The following is a 19,724-nucleotide window of genomic DNA, read 5'->3' on the forward strand; positions in this document are numbered from 1 at the left end:
GTTGATATAACCAAGATCATCCCGTGATACGAGGCATTTCAATGCATGTTGGCGCTGTAGGCGGGGATTTTATCTTTTTGTCAGAAACGGCATCTTGACTGCCCCGACAATTTACCGGGTGCGTGTGGGGAGGGGCGTGTGGCAGGTGCCGGCCTCTTCGCGGCTATCGCCGCCAAGAGGTCGGCACAGCTGTAGTCGATTAGTGCCACACCGCCATCAGCGCCTGCATTTCAGCATCGCTGAGCAAACCTTGCGGGTAGCGTCCGGCAAGCAGACGTCGTGGGTCGGTCGTCCTGACCCTGATGCTTCCATGGTGTTTCAACCACGCCGCAACCCGCTTGAGCGATGGGTGACCAACTGCCAATGGGCGCAAAGCCGACTCACTTGCTGCGTTCATGTCTACACGTACTCCCTAACCCGTGAGCGGCTAATCTACGTAGGTAATGTTACAGCTCGGATAACCTGGCAGAGCCAAGCTATCTCCTTGAAAAAAAATACAAAACCTATGCCAAACCAGCCGCCGGGCGTCGCCCGAAAAAAGGCCCGTCTACTGACGGGCCTCTATGTCACCGGGCTGGCACTCAGCGCGTCACCGGTGCCGGCTGCTGTTGGGTCAGGCAGTGGATATTGCCACCGCCCAACAGCAGCTCGCGCCCGGGAATCATCACCACTTCGTGGTCGGGGAATATCCGCGCAAGGATCGCTCTGGCTTCGGCATCAGCCGGGTCATCGAAGCTTGGCGCAATGATGCCGCCGTTGACGATCAGGAAGTTCACGTAGGAGCCGGCCAGGCGCACCGATGGGTCACGCTCTTGGCTGCCGGCCACGTGGTCGACACCGGCACATTCTTCAGCCGTGGCGTACAGCGGCCCGGGAATGGGCATTTTGTGCACGATTAGTGCTCGGCCCCTGGCGTCACGGGTGTTCTGCAACACCTCCATGGCGGCATGGCAACGGGCGTAATTGGGGTCGTTGGAATCATCGGTCCAGGCCAGTAACACTTCGCCCGGGCGCACGTAACAGCAGAAGTTGTCGACGTGGCCGTCGGTTTCATCGTTGTACAGGCCATCGGGCAACCACACCACGGTATCCACCGCCAGGTGGTCGCGCAGCACCGCTTCGATCTGCTCGCGGGTCAGGTGCGGGTTGCGGTTGCGGTTGAGCAGGCATTCCTCGGTGGTGATCAGCGTGCCTTCACCGTCCACGTGGATCGAACCGCCCTCGAGCACGAAGCCTTCGGTGTGGTAGCGCTGGCAGCGCTCCATTTCCAGCACCTTGGCCGCCAGTTCCTCGTCGCGGTTCCATGGCGCATACAGGCCACCATCGAAGCCGCCCCAGGCGTTGAAGCCCCAGTCCACACCGCGCACTTCGCCTTGGTCGTTGATGACGAAGGTCGGGCCGGTGTCACGCACCCAGGCGTCGTCGTTGCTGATTTCGACCACCCGAATATTCGGCTGGTCGAGCTGGCGACGCGCGTTCTCGTACTGCCCAGCGGAAACCGCAACGGTAACCGGCTCAAAACGGGCAATGGCCTTGGCCAGGGCTACATGGGCTGCCTGCGCCGGTTTGCCACCCAGGCGCCAGTTGTCCGAACGCTCCGGCCAAACCATCCATACCTGGGTTTGCGGGGCCCACTCGGCGGGCATGTGGAAACCATCGGCACGTGGCGTGGAGTTGAGGGTTTTCATGGTTGACCTCTGTGATGGCCCTGGGCCGGATTGCGGTGAGACGTTGATCTATTTATAACCGATACATATCGATATTTAAAGCCTTATACGTCGAATTTTCAGGCTAGCCGCCACCCTAATATCGATAGAAATCGAATTTAAAGCGGGTTCAACCGCTAGCACCCGTCGCTTGGCCGCCTACCCTGGCCATATCGTACGCATCCTGTCACTGCTGCATGCGGAAATTTCCAGGAAGGGCGACTAGGGTCAATAGTTAACGAACGGTAAGCGAACCGCCATGAACATCATCCCGACTGCAATCCCCGATGTACTGATCATCGAGCCCACGGTTTACGGTGACAGCCGTGGCTTTTTCTTCGAAGCGTTCAACGCCCGCGAGTTCGCAAGGCAGACCGGGGTGAATGTCGAATTCGTCCAGGATAACCACTCGCGCTCGGTCAAGGGCGTGCTACGCGGGCTGCATTTTCAGGTGGAGAATACCCAGGGCAAGCTGGTGCGCGTGGTTCAGGGCGAAATCCGCGATGTCGCCGTGGATGTGCGCAAAAGCTCGCCAACCTTCGGCCAGTGGGTCGCGGTGAATCTGTCCGCAGCCAACCATCGGCAGTTGTGGATACCGGCAGGCTTCGCCCACGGCTTTGCGGTGCTGAGCGAGTCGGCCGAGTTCCTCTACAAGACCACCGATTACTACAACCCCGGCGCCGACCGCTGCATCCGCTGGGACGATCCGCACCTGGCCATCGACTGGGGGCTGCAGCAACCACCGCTGCTGTCAGACAAGGACAAGCTTGGCCGGGCATGGGCAGAGGCGGAACTGCTGCCGTAACTAGCGCATAATTGCGCCAGACCTTTCTGGCGCATTTACGTGATGATTGCTAAACCCACGCCCCCACGCCGTCCCCGCTGGCGCAGCCTGGCCTTGCTGGCCCTGTGCCTGGCGCCGTTACTGTGGCCCTTGCACCACCTGGCCGAACGTTACTACCAGCAGGAATTGGCCTCGCAGAACCGCCAGACCCTGGACCTGTACGTGGCCAACCTGCTCGGCACCCTGCACCGCTACGAAACCTTGCCGCAGATCCTCGGCGACCTGCCGGCACTGCGCAGCGTACTGGCCGACCCCTTCCGCCTGGAGGCGGTGACCAACGCCAACCGCCTGCTCAAGGGCATCGTGCAGCAGACCGGCGCCGAGGTGATGTACCTGATGGACGTCAGCGGCAACACCCTGGCGGCCTCCAACTGGGACAAGCACGACAGCTTCGTGGGCCGCAACTTCGCCTTCCGCCCGTACTTCAACGAAGCCATGGCGGGCCACCTGGGCCGCTTCTTCGGCCAGGGCACAACGTCGGCCAAACGCGGCTACTTCTTTGCCGCCGCCGTGCGTGATCGCGAGCGCATCGTGGGCGTGCTGGTGGTCAAGGTCGACCTCGACCACACCGAAACCCTGTGGGGCCGCACACCGGAGCAGCTGTTGCTGACCGATCACAATGGCGTGGTCATCCTCACTTCGCGGCCCGATTGGCGCTTCCGTGCCACCCGCGCACTGAGCGATGCCGAGCGCCAGGCCATCATCGCCATCCAGCCCTACCCTACCCAGGCACCGCAACCGCTGGTGCTCGCCCCGGACGCCTGGATCACCCAGACCCGCGACATCAAGGAGACCGGCTGGCAAGTCAGCATCCTTGCCCCGCGCATGCTGGTAGATCGTTCGGTACAAACGGTAATGGCCATTGGCGCCGGCACCCTGCTGGTAGCAATGCTGCTGGCCGGGCTGGTGATGCAACGGCGCCGCCACTACATCGACCGCATCGACTTCGAAGCCCGCGCCCGTCAGGAGCTGGAAAAGCGCGTAGCCGAACGCACCGCCGACCTCGAGGGCCTCAACACCCGCCTCAAGCGCGCCGTACTGGAGCGCGAAAATGCCCAGCAAGAGGCGGTGCGCGCCCAGGACGAGCTAGTGCAGGCCGGCAAGCTGTCGGTGCTTGGCACCATGTCGGCCAGTATCAGCCACGAACTCAACCAGCCGCTGGCGGCGATTCGCAGCTACGCAGAAAATGCCGAGATCCTGCTCGACCACCAACGCACCGAGGACGCCCGCGGCAACCTCAAGCTGATTGGCGAGCTGACCGGGCGCATGGCGTCGATCATCGCCCACTTGCGGGCCTTCGCCCGCCGTGACCGGCACGCGCCGGAAAGCGTGGCCCTGCAGCCAGCCCTGGACGATGCCCTGGCGCTGCTGGCCAAGCGCCGCCGGGCAATGGCCGTGGAGCTGATCCGCGACCTGCCGGAGGCCACCTTGTGGGTACAGGCCGGTGAAACCCGCCTGCGCCAGGTGCTGGGCAACCTGCTGGCCAATGCCCTGGACGCCCTGACCGAAAAAGCCAACCCGCGCCGCCTGTGGCTAAGTGCCGAACAGCGTGATGACTGCGTCTACCTGTACATCCGCGACAATGGCCCCGGCTTCAGCCGCCAGGCCCTGGAGCATGCCAAGGAGCCGTTCTTCACCACCAAGACCCGCACCCAGGGCCTGGGCCTGGGGTTGGCCATCTGCGAAAGCCTGATGCGCGCCCTGGGGGGTGAACTGCTGCTGGCCAACCACCCGGAAGGTGGTGCTCTGCTGACCCTGCAGCTACGCAAGGCTGCGCCTGGCGCAACCTTGCCCAATTCGGAGGACCCCTCGGCATGACCCCCGAGACACAGATCGACAGCCAAGCCCAGGTCATCCTGGTCGACGATGACCCGCACCTGCGCCAGGCCCTGAGCCAGACCTTGGACCTGGCCGGGCTGAAAGTGGTCGCGCTGGGCGATGCCCAAGGCCTGGCTGAGCGCATCGAGACCGACTGGCCCGGCGTGGTGGTCAGCGACATCCGCATGCCCGGCATCGATGGCCTGCAGCTGCTGGAGCAACTGCACGGCCGCGACAGCGAACTGCCCGTGCTGCTGATTACCGGCCACGGGGATGTGCCCCTGGCGGTACAGGCAATGCGCGCCGGTGCCTATGACTTTCTGGAAAAGCCTTTCGCCAGCGACGCCCTGCTCGACAGCGTACGCCGTGCCTTGGCCCTGCGCCGCCTGGTGCTGGACAACCGCAGCCTGCGCCTGGCGCTGAGCGACCGCCAGCAACTGGCCACGCGCCTGGTCGGCCATTCGCCGGCCATGCAGCGCCTGCGCGAGCAGATCGGCGCCTTGGCCGGAACCCGCGCCGATGTGCTGATCCTGGGTGAAACCGGTGCAGGCAAGGAGGTGGTCGCCCGTGCGCTGCATGACCTGTCCAGCCGCCGTGATGGGCCGTTCGTGGCGATCAACGCCGGGGCACTGGCCGAATCGGTGGTCGAAAGCGAACTGTTCGGCCATGAGCCCGGGGCGTTCACCGGGGCGCAAAAACGGCGCATCGGCAAATTCGAGTTCGCCAACGGCGGCACGCTGTTCCTCGACGAAATCGAGAGCATGAGCCTGGACGTGCAGGTCAAGCTGCTGCGCATGTTGCAGGAGCGGGTGGTGGAGCGCCTGGGCGGCAACCAGTTGATCCCGCTGGATATCCGCATCATCGCCGCCACCAAGGAAGACCTGCGCCAGGCCGCCGACCAAGGCCGCTTCCGTGCCGACCTGTACTACCGGCTGAACGTAGCGCCACTGCGTATCCCGCCGCTGCGGGACCGCGGCGACGACATCCTGGTGCTGTTCCAGCATTTTGCCGACGCCGCCAGCCAGCGCCACAGCCTGGCGCCACACGCCTTGCTGCCGGCGCAGCGGGCGATGCTGCTGCGCCACACCTGGCCAGGCAACGTGCGTGAATTGCAGAACGCCGCCGAGCGTTTCGCCCTGGGCCTTGAACTGGCGCTGGATGGTCAGCTGCCAGCGGCTGCGGCTGCGGCGCCTTCGGTGTTGAGTGGCAACCTGAGCGAACAGGTCGAGCAATTCGAGCGCTCGCTGATCGCCGCCGAGCTGGCCCAGCCCCACAGCTCCATGCGCAGCCTGGCAGAGGCGCTGGGCGTCCCGCGCAAAACCTTGCACGACAAGCTGCGCAAGCATGGCTTGAGCTTCGAGGGCGGTAGTGGCGGGCACGACGACCATGAGGACAACCGTTGATGAGCACCGATAGCCAGTACCTGCAGTCCGTACTGCATGGCGACATCCCGCTGACCCGCGAAATGGGCCTGGAGGTCATTGATTGGCAACACCACACCCTGCGCCTGCAATTGCCGCTGGCGGCCAACGTCAACCACAAGAGCACCATGTTCGGCGGCAGCCTGTACTGTGCAGCGGTGCTGGTGGGCTGGGGCTGGTTGCACATGCGGCTGCGCGAACTGGGGATAGATGACGGGCATATCGTCATCCAGGAAGGGCAAATCAGCTACCCGCTGCCGGTTACCGGGGCGGCAATAGCCCGTTGCCCGGCGCCGGAAGGGAAAGCCTGGGAACGCTTCCTCAACATGTACCAGCGTCGTGGGCGGGCGCGCTTGACGCTGCAGACCACGGTAAGCAATGCCGGGAGTGATGAGCCGGCCGTCACCTTCAGCGGCCAGTACGTGCTGCACCGCTGAGAACGAAGGCTGTCGCGCCCCCTGTAGGAGCGGCCTTGTGTCGCGATGGGCTGCAAAGCAGCCCCAGGGTTTGGGCATGGTGCACAAATTGCCGGGGCTGCTTTGCAGCCCATCGCGACACAAGGCCGCTCCTACAGGCCAGGCCCGCTAGATCAGCTCAAGAAAGGCCTGGCGCCACGCTGCCTTGGCCGGCAACGCCAGGAAATACGGGTTGAGCAAAGACTCGCGCGCCGGGTAACGGAACGGCAAACCGTCCAGCCCGATCACTTCACCCCCCGCCCCTTCCACCACACCCTGGGCCGCCGCCGTATCCCACTGCGAAGTCGGCGCCAGGCGTGGATAACAATCGGCGCTGCCCTCGGCCAACAGGCAGAACTTCAACGAGCTACCGATATTGGCCAGCTCCAGTTCACCCACTGCCGCACCCAGGCCCGCCAACAATGCTTCCTGTTCGGGGCTGGAGTGCCGGCGGCTGGCAACCACGGTAAACCGCTCACCCGCTGGCGGAGCGTTGCGCACCTGGATCGGCCGGGCCGCCTCACCCGCGTCTGCCCGCCAGGCCCCCAATTCGCGGCCCCCAAAGTAGCAGCGGCCATTCGTGGGCATCGATACCACGCCGAACACCACCTCGCCTTTTTCGATCAAGGCGATATTGACTGTGAATTCCTCGCTGCCGGCAATGAATTCCTTGGTGCCATCCAGCGGGTCCACCAGCCACCAGCGGCTCCAGCCCTGGCGCTCGGCCAGCGCAATGTTGCAGTCCTCTTCGGACAACACCGGAATCTGCGGCGCCAGCGCCAGCAGGCCATCGGCAATCACCCGATGCGCTGCCAGGTCGGCGGCAGTCACCGGCGAATCATCGGCCTTGTTGGTCACTGCCACATCGGCACGCCAGTACGGCAGGATCGCCTCGCCCGCAGTCAACGCCAACTTGACCACTTCACCCATCAGTTGATTGTCGTTCATAGCGCCAACAGCCCCCGCTGAATCATCAGGTCACGCGCCAGGTACAGCGCCGCCAGGGCGCGGCCTTCGGTGAACTGCGGGTGCATGGCCAAGGCCGACAGCTCGCGCAGGTTGACCTTGTCGACCCGCATCGGCTCCGGCTCATCGCCCTCCAGGCGCTCTTCGTACAGATCGGTGGCCAGCACCACCTGAATTTTCTGGCTCATGTAGCCCGGCGAAAGCGACAGCTCGGTCAGGTGCTCAAGCTGGCGCGCGCCAAGCCCGGCCTCTTCCTTGAGCTCGCGGTTGGCGGCTGCCAGCACATCTTCGCCGGGCTCGATCAGGCCCTTGGGCAGCGACAGCTCGTACTCGTCGGTACCACCGCAATACTCTTCCACCAGCACGGCGTGCTCGGCGTCGAGCATGGCCACGATCATCACCGCGCCATAGCCGTTACCCCGGCCTACCAGGCGCTCATAGGTGCGCTCGGCACCATTGCTGAAGCGCAATTGCACAGCCTCTACGCGGAACAGGCGGCTGCTGGCGACGATTTCGCGGCTGAGGACGGTGGGTTTCTGGCGCATGGGACGGCTCCTTGGCGTGAACGGGTTACTATACCGTGGCTTGCCGACTGATCGAGAGTTTCCCATGCCTGTTCTTCCCTGGTCTGCCATCGATACCGTCCTGCTGGATATGGACGGCACCCTGCTCGACCTGCATTACGACAACCGCTTCTGGCTCGACCACCTGCCCCAGCGCTATGCAGAGCTGCATGGCGTGAGCCGGGCCATGGCGGAAATGGAGCTGCAGCCGCTGTTCGAGCGCAATGCCGGCACGCTGAACTGGTACTGCCTGGACTTCTGGAGCCGCGAACTGCAGCTGCCGATCCGGGAGCTGAAGCGGGAAATTGCCGACCTGATCGCGTTGCGCCCGGATGCCGACACGTTCCTGGCGGCGATTCGAAATGCCGGCAAGCGCGTGGTGATGGTCACCAATGCCCACCGTGATTCGCTGTCGCTGAAGCTCGAACGGGTGGAGCTGGCACCGTATTTCGAGCGGCTGATCAGCTCGCATGACTATGGTTACCCGAAGGAAAGCCCACAGTTCTGGGACGCCTTGCAGGCGGACATCGGTTTTGAGCAGGGGCGTAGCCTGTTCATCGATGACACCCTGGAGATACTGCGCAGCGCACGGCGCTTTGGTGTGGCGCACCTGCTGGCTGTACGCCAGCCCGATAGCCAGGCGCAGCCGCGCGATACTGAAGAGTTTGCTGCGGTCGAGGATTACCGGGAGCTATTGATTGGCCTGTAAGCGCCCTGGCACCGGCTACGCCGATGTTCGCGGGCACGCCCGCTCCCACAGGTGACCACCGGCCTCACGCCTTGCAGCAACCTTGTGGGAGCCGGCTTGCCGGCGATAGGGCCAATAAAGCCTGCAAAAATCAGTCAGGAATACGCAGTACCTGCCCCGGATAGATCTTGTCCGGGTGCTTGAGCATCGGCTTGTTGGCCTCGAAGATCTTGTTGTACTGATTGGCATTGCCATACACCACCAGGGCAATCGCCGACAGCGTGTCACCCTTCTTGACCGTGACCAGGCGTGCGGCTGTCACGACCGGGCCGGTCACAGTGATCTGGTCATCGACGCTGGCCACACCCTCGATGTTGCCCGCCGCCAGCACAATCTTCTCCTTCTCTTCCTGGCTCGCGACTTCACCCTTGAGGATCACTTTGTCGCCCTCCACGGTCGCCGTGATGTTCGGGTTGCCGAGGCCGACATTCTCCACGTGTTTCTTCAACTGCTCTTCGGCTTTGGCATTGCCCGGGGTCAGCAGGTCGATCAACTTCTCGCCTGCTTCCTTCACGAAACTGATCAAGCTCATAGCACTCTCCTTGTTCACGAAACCTCGAACCCAGCAGTCTAGGCCAGCTTTGCTCATGCCGCCTGCCTGCGACCAATCGACGCGCTCTATCAAGGGATAGAGGCTAGCGATTAGACGCCACAGGCCCACGCGCCTAGGCTTGTGCTACACCAAGCCGCCGAATGAACAGCCTGTCCCGATGAACAGCAAACCTCCGGTCTGCACGGCCTCATCGCCCTTGTCCCTGCCGGCCCCCAGCAACACCTACGCATACGTCCAGCTCAGCGACGGTAAAGGTGACAGCACGCCGCTGGCCGAAGAGGTTGCGTTGGCCATCGTCTACAACGGCCTCAACCAGGCAGTGATGCTGGTCAGCCCGACCGACCTGGAAGACTTCGCCGTCGGTTTCAGCGTGGGCAGCGGCATCGTCGAAGGCACCACGGAAATCTACGACCTGAAGCTCTCGGGCAGTGGCTCGGCCCTGTATGCAGACCTGGAAATATCCAGCCGAGCCTTCTGGAACCTGAAAAACCAGCGCCGGCAGCTGGCCGGCACCAGCGGCTGCGGCCTGTGCGGGGTCGAGGCGCTGGAGCAGGCGTTGCCAGAACTGGCCGTGCTGCCCGGTGCGCCGCTGCCACCGGCAGCGTGGCTGGTGGGCCTGCGCGAGCGCATCGATGCATTTCAGCCGCTGGGCCAGCACTGCGGGGCGGTGCATGCCGCGCTGTTCATGGACCGCCACGGCGAACTGCTGCTAGGCCGTGAAGACATTGGCCGGCACAACGCCCTCGACAAGCTGATCGGCGCGCTGCTGCGCCAGGGCATCGACAGCCAGGGCGGCCTTGCGATCGTCACCAGCCGCTGCAGCCTGGAACTGATCCAGAAGGTGCTGCGCGCCGGCATCCAGACCTTGGTCAGCCTGTCCGCCCCCACCGGGCTTGCCCTGCAGTGGGCGCGCAAGCACAACCTCAACCTCATTCATCTACCCAAGCACAGCGCACCGCGGGTCTACAGCCCGGCGGCGGAGTCGTAACAGTCGTGACCTCGTACCAGCACCTACCGGACAATGCCCCAGCCTCAACCCCTCGCTACAAGCCCTACCACGGCCCTGCCGGTGGCTGGGGTGCGCTGCGCAGCGTGGCCAAGGCCTGGGTCGGCAGCGATAACGCGCTGAAGAACATTCGCGCCCTGCTCAAGACCAACCAGAGCGGCGGTTTCGACTGCCCAGGCTGCGCCTGGGGCGATTCGCCAGAAAGCGGCATGGTCAAGTTCTGCGAGAACGGCGCCAAGGCCGTGAACTGGGAGGCCACCAAGCGCCGTGTAGATGCTGCCTTCTTCGCCCGTTACAGCGTCACCGCCCTGCTGCAGCAAAGCGACTACTGGCTGGAGTACCAGGGCCGCCTCACCGAGCCGATGGTCTACGACGCGACCAGCGACCGCTATCAGCCGATCAGCTGGGACGCCGCTTTTGCCCTGGTCGCCCGCGAGCTGAACAAGTTGGCCACACCTGACCAGGCCGAGTTCTATACCTCGGGGCGGGCCAGCAACGAAGCAGCCTACCTCTACCAGCTGTTCGTGCGCGCCTTCGGTACCAACAACTTTCCCGACTGCTCGAACATGTGCCACGAAGCCAGCGGCGTGGCGTTGGGGCAAAGCATCGGGGTGGGCAAAGGCACGGTCACGTTCGACGACTTCGAACATGCCGACGCGATTTTTGTCTGGGGCCAGAACCCCGGCACCAACCACCCGCGCATGCTCGACCCGCTGCGCGACGCGGTGAAACGTGGCGCTCAGGTGGTCTGCATCAACCCGCTCAAAGAGCGGGGCCTGGAGCGCTTCCAGCACCCGCAGAACCCGCTGGAAATGCTGACCAACAGCGACCGCCCAACCAACACGGCATTCTTCCGCCCGGCGTTGGGTGGCGACATGGCGCTGCTGCGTGGCATGGCCAAGTTCGCCCTGCAGTGGGAGCGTGAAGCCCAGGCCAAGGGTGAACCGGCGGTGTTCGACCATGCCTTCATCGCCGAGCACGGCCATGGCGTGGACGATTACCTGGCCGTGGTAGATGCCACGCCATGGGACCACATCCAGGCGCAATCCGGCCTGCCCATGGCCGACATCGAACTGGCGGCGCGCATGTACTGCCGCGCCGAGCGGGTCATCATGTGCTGGGCGATGGGTATCACCCAACACCGCCACTCGGTGCCGACCATTCAGGAAATCGTCAACCTGCAGATGCTGCGCGGCAATATCGGCGCACCTGGCGCAGGCCTGTGCCCGGTACGTGGCCACAGCAACGTACAGGGCGACCGCACCATGGGCATCAACGAGCGCCCACCCATGGCGCTGCTCGAGGCCATGGAAAAGCGCTTCGGCTTCCCCGTGCCACGGCACAACGGCCACAACACGGTCGAAGCGATTCACGCCATGCTCGACGGCCGGGCCAAGGTGTTCATCGGCCTGGGCGGCAATTTCGCCCAGGCCACGCCGGACACCGAACGCACGGCGCAGGCGCTGCGCAACTGCGAGCTGACCGTGCACATCAGCACCAAGCTCAACCGCAGCCACCTGGTTCATGGCAAGCAAGCGCTGATTTTGCCGTGCCTGGGCCGTACCGACATCGACCTGCAGGCCGACGGGCCACAAGCGGTAACGGTCGAAGACTCGTTCAGCATGGTGCACGCGTCCAACGGCCAGCTCAAACCGCTGTCTTCGCAGATGCGCTCGGAGCCGGCGGTCATTGCTGGCATCGCCGCCGCTACGCTGGGCAAGAAACCCGTGGACTGGCACTGGCTGGTCGCCGACTACGCGCGCATTCGCGACCTGATCGCCGACACCATCACAGGCTTCAGCGGCTTCAACCAACGCCTGCAACACCCAGGCGGCTTCTACCTGGGCAATAATGCCGCCAGCCGCACATGGAAGACCAACACCGGCCGCGCCAACTTCAAGGCCAACCTGCTGCCCGATACGCTGCTTGACGAGCGTGTGCGTGCCAGCGGCCAGTTACCGGACCTGATCATGCAGTCGATGCGCTCGCACGATCAGTACAACACCACCATCTACGGCCTGGACGACCGCTACCGTGGCGTGCGCGGCCAACGCGAGGTGCTGTTCGCCAACGAAGCCGACATCATCCGCCTGGGCTTCCAGCCGGGGCAGAAGGTCGACATCGTGTCGTTGTGGGGGGATGAACACGTCCGCCGGGTGCACGGCTTTACCCTGCTGGCGTTCGATATTCCGGCCGGGCAGGCGGCGGCGTATTACCCGGAGGTGAACCCGCTGGTGCCGCTGGAGAGCATTGGCGATGGCAGCCATACGCCAACCTCGAAGTTCATCGCCATCAAGCTGGAGCGGGCGCGGGACGACGGGCGTATTCTGTAATAAAGTTGCCGCGAAGAGGCCAGAAGCCCCAACGCCAAAAACCAAAAAGCCCTGTTCCGCCAGGTTCAGGGCTTTTGCCATAAAGACCTCAGACAGCCGAAAACGGTTTAAGTTTCACAACAAATACAGTCACTTACAGAATTGTGTACAACTCGTGTTACTCGTCGGATTTCCGTTGCCAGCCACCTCGCTTACCCTCAAATTCGCCTCGTCATCCTTATGAGGCTCTCTTGATGAAGAAGTACTCCTCGATTTTGTTGTTGTCTTTCAGCTAGCTCAGCGGCGTTGCCATGGCAGGCGGCACCACCGAGGCCGGCATTGGCGGCGCATTGGGTGGGGTACTGGGCTCCGTTGTCGGTAACTCCATCGGCGGTAGCACTGGCGGCGCCATTGGTGCCGGTCTGGGCGGTGCGGCCGGCGGTGCGCTGGGTGCCGACAAGCGCCAGCGCGGTGAAGCCGCTATTGGCGGTGCCCTGGGCGCGGCAGGCGGTAACGTGGTGGGTCGCTCGGTAGGCGGTACTACCGGTAGCTACATCGGCGCGGCTGCCGGCGGCGGTGCTGGTGGTGCGCTGGGTAACTACCTGGGCAACAAGGCCGACGCCGATGAGCGCCATGACGACCGTCGCTACCGCCGTGGCTACGATGACCGTCGCCACTACGACCGTGGCCATCACTACGGCCACCGCAAGCACAAGCGCCACTGGCGCGACTAAGGCCTGAGGGCCCTCCCCCGGCCCCTTCCGGCTAATGCCTGTCAGTTAAGCGTTAATGGGGCTGCTTTGCAGCCCTTCGCGGGCATGCCCGCTCCCACAGGCGCTGAACTCAAGAAATGCGCGATCCCTGTGGGAGCGGGCGTGCCCGCGAAGGGTCGCAAAGCGGCCCCAAATTACTTAATTGACTGGCATTAGCCCCTCCCGGCGGGGTTTTTTATGCGTGTTGTTCCAGCACCAAGCCGGAAAGAATCCCCTGCAGCGCCTCTGGCAACGCCACAGGCCGGCCACTGACACGCTCGATGAAGACTTGCACCACCGTGCCGGCCGCGCAGGCCTCGGGCTCACCTGGGCGATACAACGCCAGGCGGTACTCCACCGTACTGCCCGCCAGGCGCGTTACGCCCAGCCCAACTTCCAGCACGTCCGGGAAGCCCGGCAATGCATAGAAATCTGCTGCCGAACTGACCACGAAAGCCGCCAGCTCGCCGTCACGCAGGTCCAACTCGGCCTGCTCGACGAGAAACGCCTGGATCGCCGTTTCGAAGAAGCCGTGCACCGTGGCCCCGGCGATATGGCCATTGAGGTCGTTGTCCTGCGGGCGGGTGAGGATCGGGTGAAAGTGGGAGAAGGCAGTGCGCTGAGGGGATTCGGTCATCTGGCTGACTCTTGTCTTCGCAATGGATGCTGACAGTGAAACAGAAAAACCAGGTTCCCGCTGCCTGCACCTCACCCTGTAGGAGCGGCCCATCGCGACACGAGGCCGCTCCTACAAGGCATTGCATCAGCCGGATAACAAAAAAGCCGCCAATGCTGGCGGCTTTCTCATTGCGGCTGGTTGCAGCTTACAGCTGCGGACCAGCGGCCTTGATGGCGTCGGAAACTTCAAACTTCTTGAAGTTCTCGATGAACAGCTTGGCCAGGCCTTTGGCGGCCTCGTCGTAGGCAGCTTTGTCAGCCCAGTTGGTACGCGGGTTGAGCAGTTCGGTATCAACGCCTGGGACGGCCTTCGGTACGTCCAGGTTGATGATGTCCAGGTGCTCGGTTTCGGCACCGACCAGCGCGCCGCTCTGGATGGCAGCGATCACCGCGCGGGTGGTCGGAATGCTGAAGCGCTTGCCAACGCCGTAGCCACCACCGGTCCAGCCGGTGTTCACCAGGTAGACCTTGGAGTTGAAGCCGTTGATACGCTTGATCAGCAGCTCGGCGTACTCGCCAGCCGGGCGTGGGAAGAACGGTGCGCCGAAGCAGGTCGAGAAGGTCGACTTGATGCCGCCGCCCGAGCCCATTTCGGTGGAACCGACCAGCGCGGTGTAACCGGACAGGAAGTGGTAGGCAGCCTGTTCGTTGTTAAGGATCGACACCGGAGGCAGAACACCGGTCAGGTCGCAGGTCAGGAAGATCACTGCATTTGGCTCACCGCCCAGGTTCTTTTCCGAACGCTTGGCAACGTGCTCCAGCGGGTAGGCTGCACGGCTGTTCTGGGTCAGGCTGACATCGGTGTAGTCAGCGTGCTGGTTGGCGTCGAGAACGACGTTCTCCAGCACCGCACCGTGCTTGATGGCTTTCCAGATGACCGGCTCGTTCTTCTCGGACAGGTCGATGCACTTGGCATAGCAGCCGCCTTCGATGTTGAAGACAACGCCTTCGCCCCAACCGTGCTCGTCGTCACCGATCAGGTAACGGCTTTCGTCGGCCGACAGGGTGGTTTTGCCGGTGCCGGACAGGCCGAAGAACAGGGTTACATCGCCTGCTTCGCCGATGTTGGCGGCGCAGTGCATTGGCAGCACGTCGGCAGCCGGCAGCAGGAAGTTCTGCACCGAGAACATGGCTTTCTTCATTTCACCGGCGTAGCGCATGCCGGCGATCAGCACTTTCTTCTGCGCGAAGTTGATGATCACGCAACCGTCGGAGTTGGTGCCATCACGCTCAGGTACGCACTCGAAGTTGGCCACGTTGAGCACCTGCCACTCGTCGCGACCCGCCGGGTTGTACTGCTCAGGGTTGATGAACAGGCAACGGCCGAACAGGTTCTGCCAGGCAGTCTGGGTGGTCATTTTCACCGGCAGGTAGTGCTCGGCGGCAGCCCCTACGTGAACGTAGGAAACGAAGTGATCCTGGGCGTTGTTGAACGCCTCGACGCGGTCCCACAGGGCATCGAACTTGTCGGCCGGGAACTTGCGGTTGATCGGGCCCCAGGCGATAGCGTCCTGGGTGGAAGGCTCTTCGACGATGAAACGGTCAGCCGGCGAACGGCCAGTACGGTGACCGGTCTCCACGACCAGCGCGCCGGTATCGGCTAGTACACCTTCACCGCGTTGCAGCGCTTCTTTTACCAGCTCATCGACGCTCAGGTCGGTGTACACGGTGTTATTGGCTTGCGTCATGAGATACCCCATCCGGCCCGAGGCCGAGTGCTCCAAACGTTTTGTAGTTGTTCCAAAAAAACTACTACAGCGAAAAAAGTGGCCGGATTATGCCAGAAAAGCCCAAAAAAAGTAGGCCCCTCCTGTCAGAACTGCGTTTTTGCGCAATTCGACAGGAGATTTTCCTGAGCTTAAACGTTTCAGTGGCGAGTTTCTGAGGCTACGTCCGTGCCGCCGCCGGCAAACAGTTGCGCCACATCGCTGGCGTCGAAGAAATAGCGCTGGTTGCAGAACTGGCAATCGATCTCTACCTGCCCACCGCACTCTTGCACCAGAGCCTTGGCGTCATGCTCACCCAGGCTGACCAGGGCATTGCCGGAACGTTCGCGTGAGCAGCTGCATTTGAAGCGCAGCGGCTGTTCATCGAACAGGCGCACGGCATCTTCGTGGTACAGGCGGTGCAGCAGGGTTTCATTGGCTTCTGCCCACTCTTGCGGCTTGAGGGTCTGGGCCAGGGCAACCACGTGCTGCCAGCTGTCTTCGCGCTCTTCGTCGTCCGGCTGGCGATCGCGTGGCAGTTGCTGTAGCAGCAGGCCGCGCGCCTTGCCAGCTTCGGCATTCAGCCAGAACCGCGTGTTCAACTGCTGGGACTGAACGAAGTAGTTGGTGAAGCACTCCGAGAGGTTGGCACCATCGAGGTCGACGGTCCCCTGATAACGCTGGCCCTTGACCGGGTCGATGGTCAGGGTCAGGTGGCCGTCGGGCATCAGCTGCGCCAGGCTGGCGTCGGCCGGGATCTGATCCGCCTCGTATCGGGCCATGCCGCGGATATCACGGTCACCGGAGCACTCGACCATCAGCAGCGGGATCGGCCCGGCGGAACGCGCCTGCAGTATCAGCAGGCCGTCGAACTTCAAGGCACCGACCAGCAAAGCGGTGGCGGCCATCAGCTCGCCGAGCAGGGTTTGCACCGGCTGTGGGTATTCATGACGCGCCAGCACTGCAGCGTAGCTGTCATCGAGAGACACCCACTCGCCGCGCACATCGCGCTCGTCGAAGATGAAACGTTGGGTGAAATCTTTTTCTGGCAAGTCGCTCATGGTTGTCTGGCTATCTGAAAATGATGACAAAATAATGAAAGGGAATCAGTAATCCCATCGCAGAGCGCCTTCAGGCGCTCGTTTCCCTTATAGGAGATAGAGGTATCTTATGGATAATCGACCACTGTTCCAAGCAAGGTGGTCCTGGGGACCGCTGGCAGCCTGCACGCTGCTGCCGATCGCTCTACTGTGTTTCTGGTTATGGCCTTTTGGCCAGATCCTGTGCCTGACTTTCGACGAGTGGCTGTTCCACAGCCTCAATGCACCGTTGGCTGACAACACCACCTGGCGCTATATCTGGACCGTGGGCAGCATGCGCCCGTTCGACATCGTGGTCGGCCTGATCCTGCTGGCACTGCTGATTCACGGTGATTGGGTGTTCAAGGCAGCGCAGGTTCGCCAGGCGTTTTTCGGCTTTCTGGTCACGCTGCTTCTCTTAGTGGTGATTCGCGCGCTGTTTTCCAAGTGGGTGGATGCCGCGGGCTGGCAACACAAGAGCCCCTCGATGATGTTCGACGACGTGGTGCACCTGAGCGACTACTACCCCCACCTGGAAGCCAAGTGGGAGCTGAAGGACCGCTCCAGCAAGAGTTTCCCCGGCGACCACGCCTCGGTGTTGTTGATCTGGGCATTGTTCATGAGCGTGTTCAGCCGCCGCCTGATGCAGTTCGTGGTGATCTGGGCGCTGGCGGTGCTGTTCATGCTGCCGCGCCTGGTGGCCGGCGCGCACTGGGGGCAAGATGACTACATCGGCGGGTTGCTGATGGCAGTGCTGGCGTTGGGCTGGAGCTACTACACGCCGTTGGCGGCCAAGGGTAGCGCGGCACTGATGCGCTGGACGGCGCCGTTGTTCTCGATTGCTGCGAAATTGCCGTTGGTCGGGCGGTTGGCGGTAGTCCGCTAGACCCCTGGGGGCTGCTGCGCAGCCCATCGCGACACGAGGCCGCTCCTACAGCACTGCCTGCACCCTTGTAGAAGCGGCCTCGGCTATTCGAAGTTCCCATGCAGCTGGTGAATCTGCCGCCGCTGCTTCTTGTTCGGCCGGCCATCGGTAGTTACTCCCATCGCCCCTGCCTTGCGCATTTCGGCTGCCTGCTCCCTGCGCCGCACACTCTCTTCGGTCTCTTCGTACAGCGTCTGCGCCTCGGGCGCCCCACGCCGCACCACCGACAACGCCTTCACCACCACGGTGCGCTCATCGAAGCCGGTACGCAGCACGAATTCGTCGCCCACGCGCGGCTCCTTACCCGGCTTGCAACGCTCGCCCCGGCAATGCACCTTGCCGCTCTCGATCGCAGCCTTGGCCAACGCCCGCGTCTTGTAGAAACGAGCCGCCCACAGCCATTTGTCCAGGCGCACCTTATCGTCGTCTTCGGCTTTTTGTGCCATTGCGTTACCTCGGATTCTGTCTTTCATCGAACTGTACTACCTTCACTTACGGATGCAAAAAGTCCCCGCCGTGCTTACAGTTCACCACCTCATTCGCAGGGTGTGCTTAGTGAAGACATTTGACCATTTGACTGTGATCGGCCTGCGTGAGTGGGTCGCCTTGCCCGACCTCGGTGTGGCCGGGCTGCGCGCCAAGATCGACACCGGCGCCAGTACCTCCAGCCTGCACGCCACCGATATCGAACCCTTCGAGCGTAATGGCCAACCCTGGGTGCGCTTCACCGCCCACCTGGGCACGGTAGTGCAGTTGCGCCATCGCCGCTGCGAAGCACCTTTGGTGAACAGAAAGATCATCCGCAGCTCTAACGGGCATGCCCAGACCCGTTATGTCATTCGCACGCCACTGGCGTTGGGTGACCGTGTGTGGGAGGTCGAATTCACCCTGGCCTGCCGCAAGAGCATGCGCTACCGCCTGCTGCTCGGCTCGAAGGCCCTGGTGCAGGGCCAGCTGGTGGTCAACCCAGGCGTAAAGTACGTGCAAGACAAACCGGCCTTCCCGGCCACCCTTTCCCCTGTCACAGGTGCTGCATGAAGATCGCTGTGCTGTCGCGCAATCCGCGTCTGTATTCCACCCGCCGCCTGGTCGAAGCCGGTACTCAGCGTGGCCATGAAATGGTGGTGATCGATACCTTGCGGGCCTACATGAACATTGCCAGCCACAAGCCGCAGATCCACTACCGCGGCAAGCCGCTGGAAGGTTTCGATGCCGTGATCCCGCGTATTGGCGCCTCGGTAACCTTCTACGGCTGTGCGGTGCTGCGCCAGTTCGAAATGATGGGCGTGTACCCGCTCAACGAGTCGGTGGCTATCGCCCGCTCGCGCGACAAGCTGCGCTCGCTGCAGCTGTTGTCACGGCGCGGTATTGGCCTGCCGATCACCGGTTTCGCCCACTCGCCCGACGACATTCCCGACCTGATCCGCATGGTCAACGGTGCTCCCCTGGTGATCAAGGTGCTGGAAGGCACGCAGGGTATCGGCGTGGTGCTGTGCGAAACCCCGCAGGCAGCCGAGTCGGTGATCGAGGCGTTCATGGGCCTGAAGCAGAACATCATGGTGCAGGAGTACATCAAGGAGGCCGGCGGTGCGGATATCCGCTGCTTCGTGGTGGGGGACAAGGTGATTGCCTCGATGAAGCGCCAGGCCAAGCCCGGTGAGTTTCGTTCCAATCTGCACCGTGGCGGGGTCGCCAGCCTGATCAAGATCACCCCCGAAGAGCGCATCACCGCGATTCGCGCAGCCAAGGTGATGGGTTTGAGTGTCGCGGGCGTGGATATCCTGCGCTCCAACCATGGGCCGTTGGTGATGGAGGTGAACTCATCGCCAGGCCTGGAAGGCATTGAAGTGACCACTGGCAAGAACGTGGCCGGGATGATCATCGAGCACCTGGAGAAGAATGGCGGGCCGAATCAGACCCGGACCAAGGGGAAAGGCTGATTCACCCGGCCCTAGCGCCGACAAGCCCACAGGTACTGCACATTTTCAGACCTTGTGCATGACCTGTGGGACATTCTATGTCTCCTGGCAAGGGTAGCCGCTGCATCTTCAGTGCCTGTGAGATTGAGCGCCGCCCGCGCGGCGCATCGCGAGCTGCGCTCGCTCCTACGTTTGTTTCGGGCCAGTAACCCCTGTGCCAGATGCGCGCGGCCGCCTTGTTCGTACGACGCGATTTTGAGGCATGCGCCAAGG

Annotated in this window: 20 protein-coding genes; 11 read left to right on the forward strand and 9 right to left on the reverse strand. The window is 62.9% G+C overall.

The features are described from left to right. Positions 1-199 precede the first annotated feature (199 nt). Both DMX12_RS29965 and aguA read right to left on the reverse strand, forming a co-directional pair. Positions 200-397, reverse strand: a complete 198-nt coding sequence (locus tag DMX12_RS29965; RefSeq protein ID WP_082416218.1) for a hypothetical protein — start codon at positions 395-397, stop codon at positions 200-202. 184 nt (positions 398-581) lie between these two features. Then, complete coding sequence (gene aguA / locus DMX12_RS14155) at positions 582-1,688, reverse strand: agmatine deiminase (RefSeq protein ID WP_110678177.1); 1,107 nt, start codon at positions 1,686-1,688, stop codon at positions 582-584. A 277-nt stretch (positions 1,689-1,965) separates the two neighbouring features. Between aguA and rfbC the strand changes: the two genes are divergently transcribed. From rfbC to DMX12_RS14175, 4 genes are read left to right on the forward strand one after another with little or no spacing between them, the layout of a single operon-like run. After that, a complete protein-coding gene (rfbC, locus tag DMX12_RS14160) occupies positions 1,966-2,511 on the forward strand; it encodes a dTDP-4-dehydrorhamnose 3,5-epimerase (RefSeq protein ID WP_054913520.1) in 546 nt (181 codons plus the stop codon). Positions 2,512-2,553: 42 nt separating this feature from the next. Next, positions 2,554-4,368, forward strand: a complete 1,815-nt coding sequence (locus DMX12_RS14165; RefSeq protein ID WP_009684783.1) for an ATP-binding protein — start codon at positions 2,554-2,556, stop codon at positions 4,366-4,368. After that, entirely contained in the window at positions 4,365-5,771 is a 1,407-nt protein-coding gene (locus tag DMX12_RS14170; protein WP_110678179.1) for a sigma-54 dependent transcriptional regulator, read from the forward strand. The genes DMX12_RS14165 and DMX12_RS14170 overlap by 4 nt, the downstream gene beginning before the upstream one ends. After that, complete coding sequence (locus DMX12_RS14175; protein ID WP_110678181.1) at positions 5,771-6,226, forward strand: YiiD C-terminal domain-containing protein; 456 nt, start codon at positions 5,771-5,773, stop codon at positions 6,224-6,226. Before DMX12_RS14170 ends, DMX12_RS14175 begins: the two co-directional genes overlap by 1 nt. A gap of 147 nt (positions 6,227-6,373) precedes the next feature. On the opposite strand, the gene cysQ is transcribed toward DMX12_RS14175, so the two are convergent. Together cysQ and nudE are read right to left on the reverse strand one after the other, a co-directional pair. Next, a complete protein-coding gene (gene cysQ / locus DMX12_RS14180; protein WP_110678183.1) occupies positions 6,374-7,192 on the reverse strand; it encodes a 3'(2'),5'-bisphosphate nucleotidase CysQ in 819 nt (272 codons plus the stop codon). Beyond that, complete coding sequence (gene nudE, locus DMX12_RS14185) at positions 7,189-7,755, reverse strand: ADP compounds hydrolase NudE (protein ID WP_029885608.1); 567 nt, start codon at positions 7,753-7,755, stop codon at positions 7,189-7,191. The genes cysQ and nudE overlap by 4 nt, the downstream gene beginning before the upstream one ends. A gap of 64 nt (positions 7,756-7,819) precedes the next feature. Here nudE and yrfG point away from each other — a divergent pair, with 64 nt between their 5' ends. Then, the gene (gene yrfG / locus DMX12_RS14190; RefSeq protein ID WP_110678185.1) at positions 7,820-8,482 is read left to right on the forward strand and encodes a GMP/IMP nucleotidase; all 663 of its coding nucleotides are present in this window, start codon (positions 7,820-7,822) and stop codon (positions 8,480-8,482) included. A 130-nt stretch (positions 8,483-8,612) separates the two neighbouring features. On the opposite strand, the gene lysM is transcribed toward yrfG, so the two are convergent. After that, entirely contained in the window at positions 8,613-9,053 is a 441-nt protein-coding gene (lysM, locus tag DMX12_RS14195; protein WP_054913526.1) for a peptidoglycan-binding protein LysM, read from the reverse strand. A gap of 178 nt (positions 9,054-9,231) precedes the next feature. On the opposite strand from lysM, the gene fdhD reads away from it, so the two are divergent. From fdhD to DMX12_RS14210, 3 genes are all read left to right on the forward strand, one after another. Next, complete coding sequence (gene fdhD, locus DMX12_RS14200; protein WP_110678187.1) at positions 9,232-10,062, forward strand: formate dehydrogenase accessory sulfurtransferase FdhD; 831 nt, start codon at positions 9,232-9,234, stop codon at positions 10,060-10,062. 5 nt (positions 10,063-10,067) lie between these two features. Further along, positions 10,068-12,413 (forward strand): FdhF/YdeP family oxidoreductase, encoded by a 2,346-nt coding sequence (locus DMX12_RS14205; protein ID WP_110678189.1) that lies wholly within the window; start codon positions 10,068-10,070, stop codon positions 12,411-12,413. Between the two features lie 290 nt (positions 12,414-12,703). Further along, positions 12,704-13,126: a glycine zipper domain-containing protein gene (locus DMX12_RS14210; protein ID WP_125920221.1), complete on the forward strand. Its 423-nt coding sequence runs from the start codon at positions 12,704-12,706 to the stop codon at positions 13,124-13,126. 214 nt (positions 13,127-13,340) lie between these two features. Here the strand turns inward: DMX12_RS14210 and DMX12_RS14215 are convergent, their stop codons facing one another. The 3 genes from DMX12_RS14215 to hslO form a co-directional block, all read right to left on the reverse strand. Continuing rightward, positions 13,341-13,781: a thioesterase family protein gene (locus DMX12_RS14215; protein ID WP_110678191.1), complete on the reverse strand. Its 441-nt coding sequence runs from the start codon at positions 13,779-13,781 to the stop codon at positions 13,341-13,343. 187 nt (positions 13,782-13,968) lie between these two features. After that, complete coding sequence (locus tag DMX12_RS14220; protein WP_110678193.1) at positions 13,969-15,510, reverse strand: phosphoenolpyruvate carboxykinase; 1,542 nt, start codon at positions 15,508-15,510, stop codon at positions 13,969-13,971. Between the two features lie 179 nt (positions 15,511-15,689). After that, positions 15,690-16,589, reverse strand: coding sequence for an Hsp33 family molecular chaperone HslO (hslO, locus tag DMX12_RS14225; protein ID WP_054905720.1), 900 nt, complete (start codon positions 16,587-16,589; stop codon positions 15,690-15,692). Between the two features lie 109 nt (positions 16,590-16,698). Between hslO and DMX12_RS14230 the strand changes: the two genes are divergently transcribed. Continuing rightward, entirely contained in the window at positions 16,699-17,493 is a 795-nt protein-coding gene (locus DMX12_RS14230) for a phosphatase PAP2 family protein (protein ID WP_110678195.1), read from the forward strand. Between the two features lie 83 nt (positions 17,494-17,576). Here the strand turns inward: DMX12_RS14230 and DMX12_RS14235 are convergent, their stop codons facing one another. Then, positions 17,577-17,978, reverse strand: a complete 402-nt coding sequence (locus DMX12_RS14235) for an RNA-binding S4 domain-containing protein (RefSeq protein WP_054913217.1) — start codon at positions 17,976-17,978, stop codon at positions 17,577-17,579. A 109-nt stretch (positions 17,979-18,087) separates the two neighbouring features. On the opposite strand from DMX12_RS14235, the gene DMX12_RS14240 reads away from it, so the two are divergent. After that, on the forward strand, positions 18,088-18,570 hold the full coding sequence (locus tag DMX12_RS14240) for an ATP-dependent zinc protease (protein WP_009681235.1): 483 nt from the start codon (positions 18,088-18,090) through the stop codon (positions 18,568-18,570). Further along, positions 18,567-19,472, forward strand: a complete 906-nt coding sequence (rimK, locus tag DMX12_RS14245; protein WP_009681234.1) for a 30S ribosomal protein S6--L-glutamate ligase — start codon at positions 18,567-18,569, stop codon at positions 19,470-19,472. Before DMX12_RS14240 ends, rimK begins: the two co-directional genes overlap by 4 nt. The last annotated feature ends 252 nt before the right edge of the window (positions 19,473-19,724 follow it).

Origin of the sequence: Pseudomonas sp. MB-090624 (genome assembly GCF_003205245.1) — a bacterium.
Classification (GTDB): Bacteria; Pseudomonadota; Gammaproteobacteria; order Pseudomonadales; family Pseudomonadaceae; genus Aquipseudomonas; species Aquipseudomonas juntendi.

Coding starts and splice junctions, on each gene's coding strand:
- DMX12_RS14165 (WP_009684783.1), top strand. CDS start 2,554: ATGATTGCTAAACCCACGCCCCCACGCCGTCCCCGCTGGCGCAGCCTG.
- yrfG (WP_110678185.1), top strand. CDS start 7,820: ATGCCTGTTCTTCCCTGGTCTGCCATCGATACCGTCCTGCTGGATATG.
- DMX12_RS14220 (WP_110678193.1), bottom strand. CDS start 15,510: ATGACGCAAGCCAATAACACCGTGTACACCGACCTGAGCGTCGATGAG.
- rimK (WP_009681234.1), top strand. CDS start 18,567: ATGAAGATCGCTGTGCTGTCGCGCAATCCGCGTCTGTATTCCACCCGC.
- DMX12_RS14170 (WP_110678179.1), top strand. CDS start 4,365: ATGACCCCCGAGACACAGATCGACAGCCAAGCCCAGGTCATCCTGGTC.
- fdhD (WP_110678187.1), top strand. CDS start 9,232: ATGAACAGCAAACCTCCGGTCTGCACGGCCTCATCGCCCTTGTCCCTG.
- nudE (WP_029885608.1), bottom strand. CDS start 7,755: ATGCGCCAGAAACCCACCGTCCTCAGCCGCGAAATCGTCGCCAGCAGC.
- DMX12_RS14175 (WP_110678181.1), top strand. CDS start 5,771: ATGAGCACCGATAGCCAGTACCTGCAGTCCGTACTGCATGGCGACATC.
- DMX12_RS14210 (WP_125920221.1), top strand. CDS start 12,704: ATGGCAGGCGGCACCACCGAGGCCGGCATTGGCGGCGCATTGGGTGGG.
- DMX12_RS29965 (WP_082416218.1), bottom strand. CDS start 397: ATGAACGCAGCAAGTGAGTCGGCTTTGCGCCCATTGGCAGTTGGTCAC.
- lysM (WP_054913526.1), bottom strand. CDS start 9,053: ATGAGCTTGATCAGTTTCGTGAAGGAAGCAGGCGAGAAGTTGATCGAC.
- DMX12_RS14235 (WP_054913217.1), bottom strand. CDS start 17,978: ATGGCACAAAAAGCCGAAGACGACGATAAGGTGCGCCTGGACAAATGG.
- DMX12_RS14230 (WP_110678195.1), top strand. CDS start 16,699: ATGGATAATCGACCACTGTTCCAAGCAAGGTGGTCCTGGGGACCGCTG.
- DMX12_RS14215 (WP_110678191.1), bottom strand. CDS start 13,781: ATGACCGAATCCCCTCAGCGCACTGCCTTCTCCCACTTTCACCCGATC.
- aguA (WP_110678177.1), bottom strand. CDS start 1,688: ATGAAAACCCTCAACTCCACGCCACGTGCCGATGGTTTCCACATGCCC.
- rfbC (WP_054913520.1), top strand. CDS start 1,966: ATGAACATCATCCCGACTGCAATCCCCGATGTACTGATCATCGAGCCC.
- hslO (WP_054905720.1), bottom strand. CDS start 16,589: ATGAGCGACTTGCCAGAAAAAGATTTCACCCAACGTTTCATCTTCGAC.
- cysQ (WP_110678183.1), bottom strand. CDS start 7,192: ATGAACGACAATCAACTGATGGGTGAAGTGGTCAAGTTGGCGTTGACT.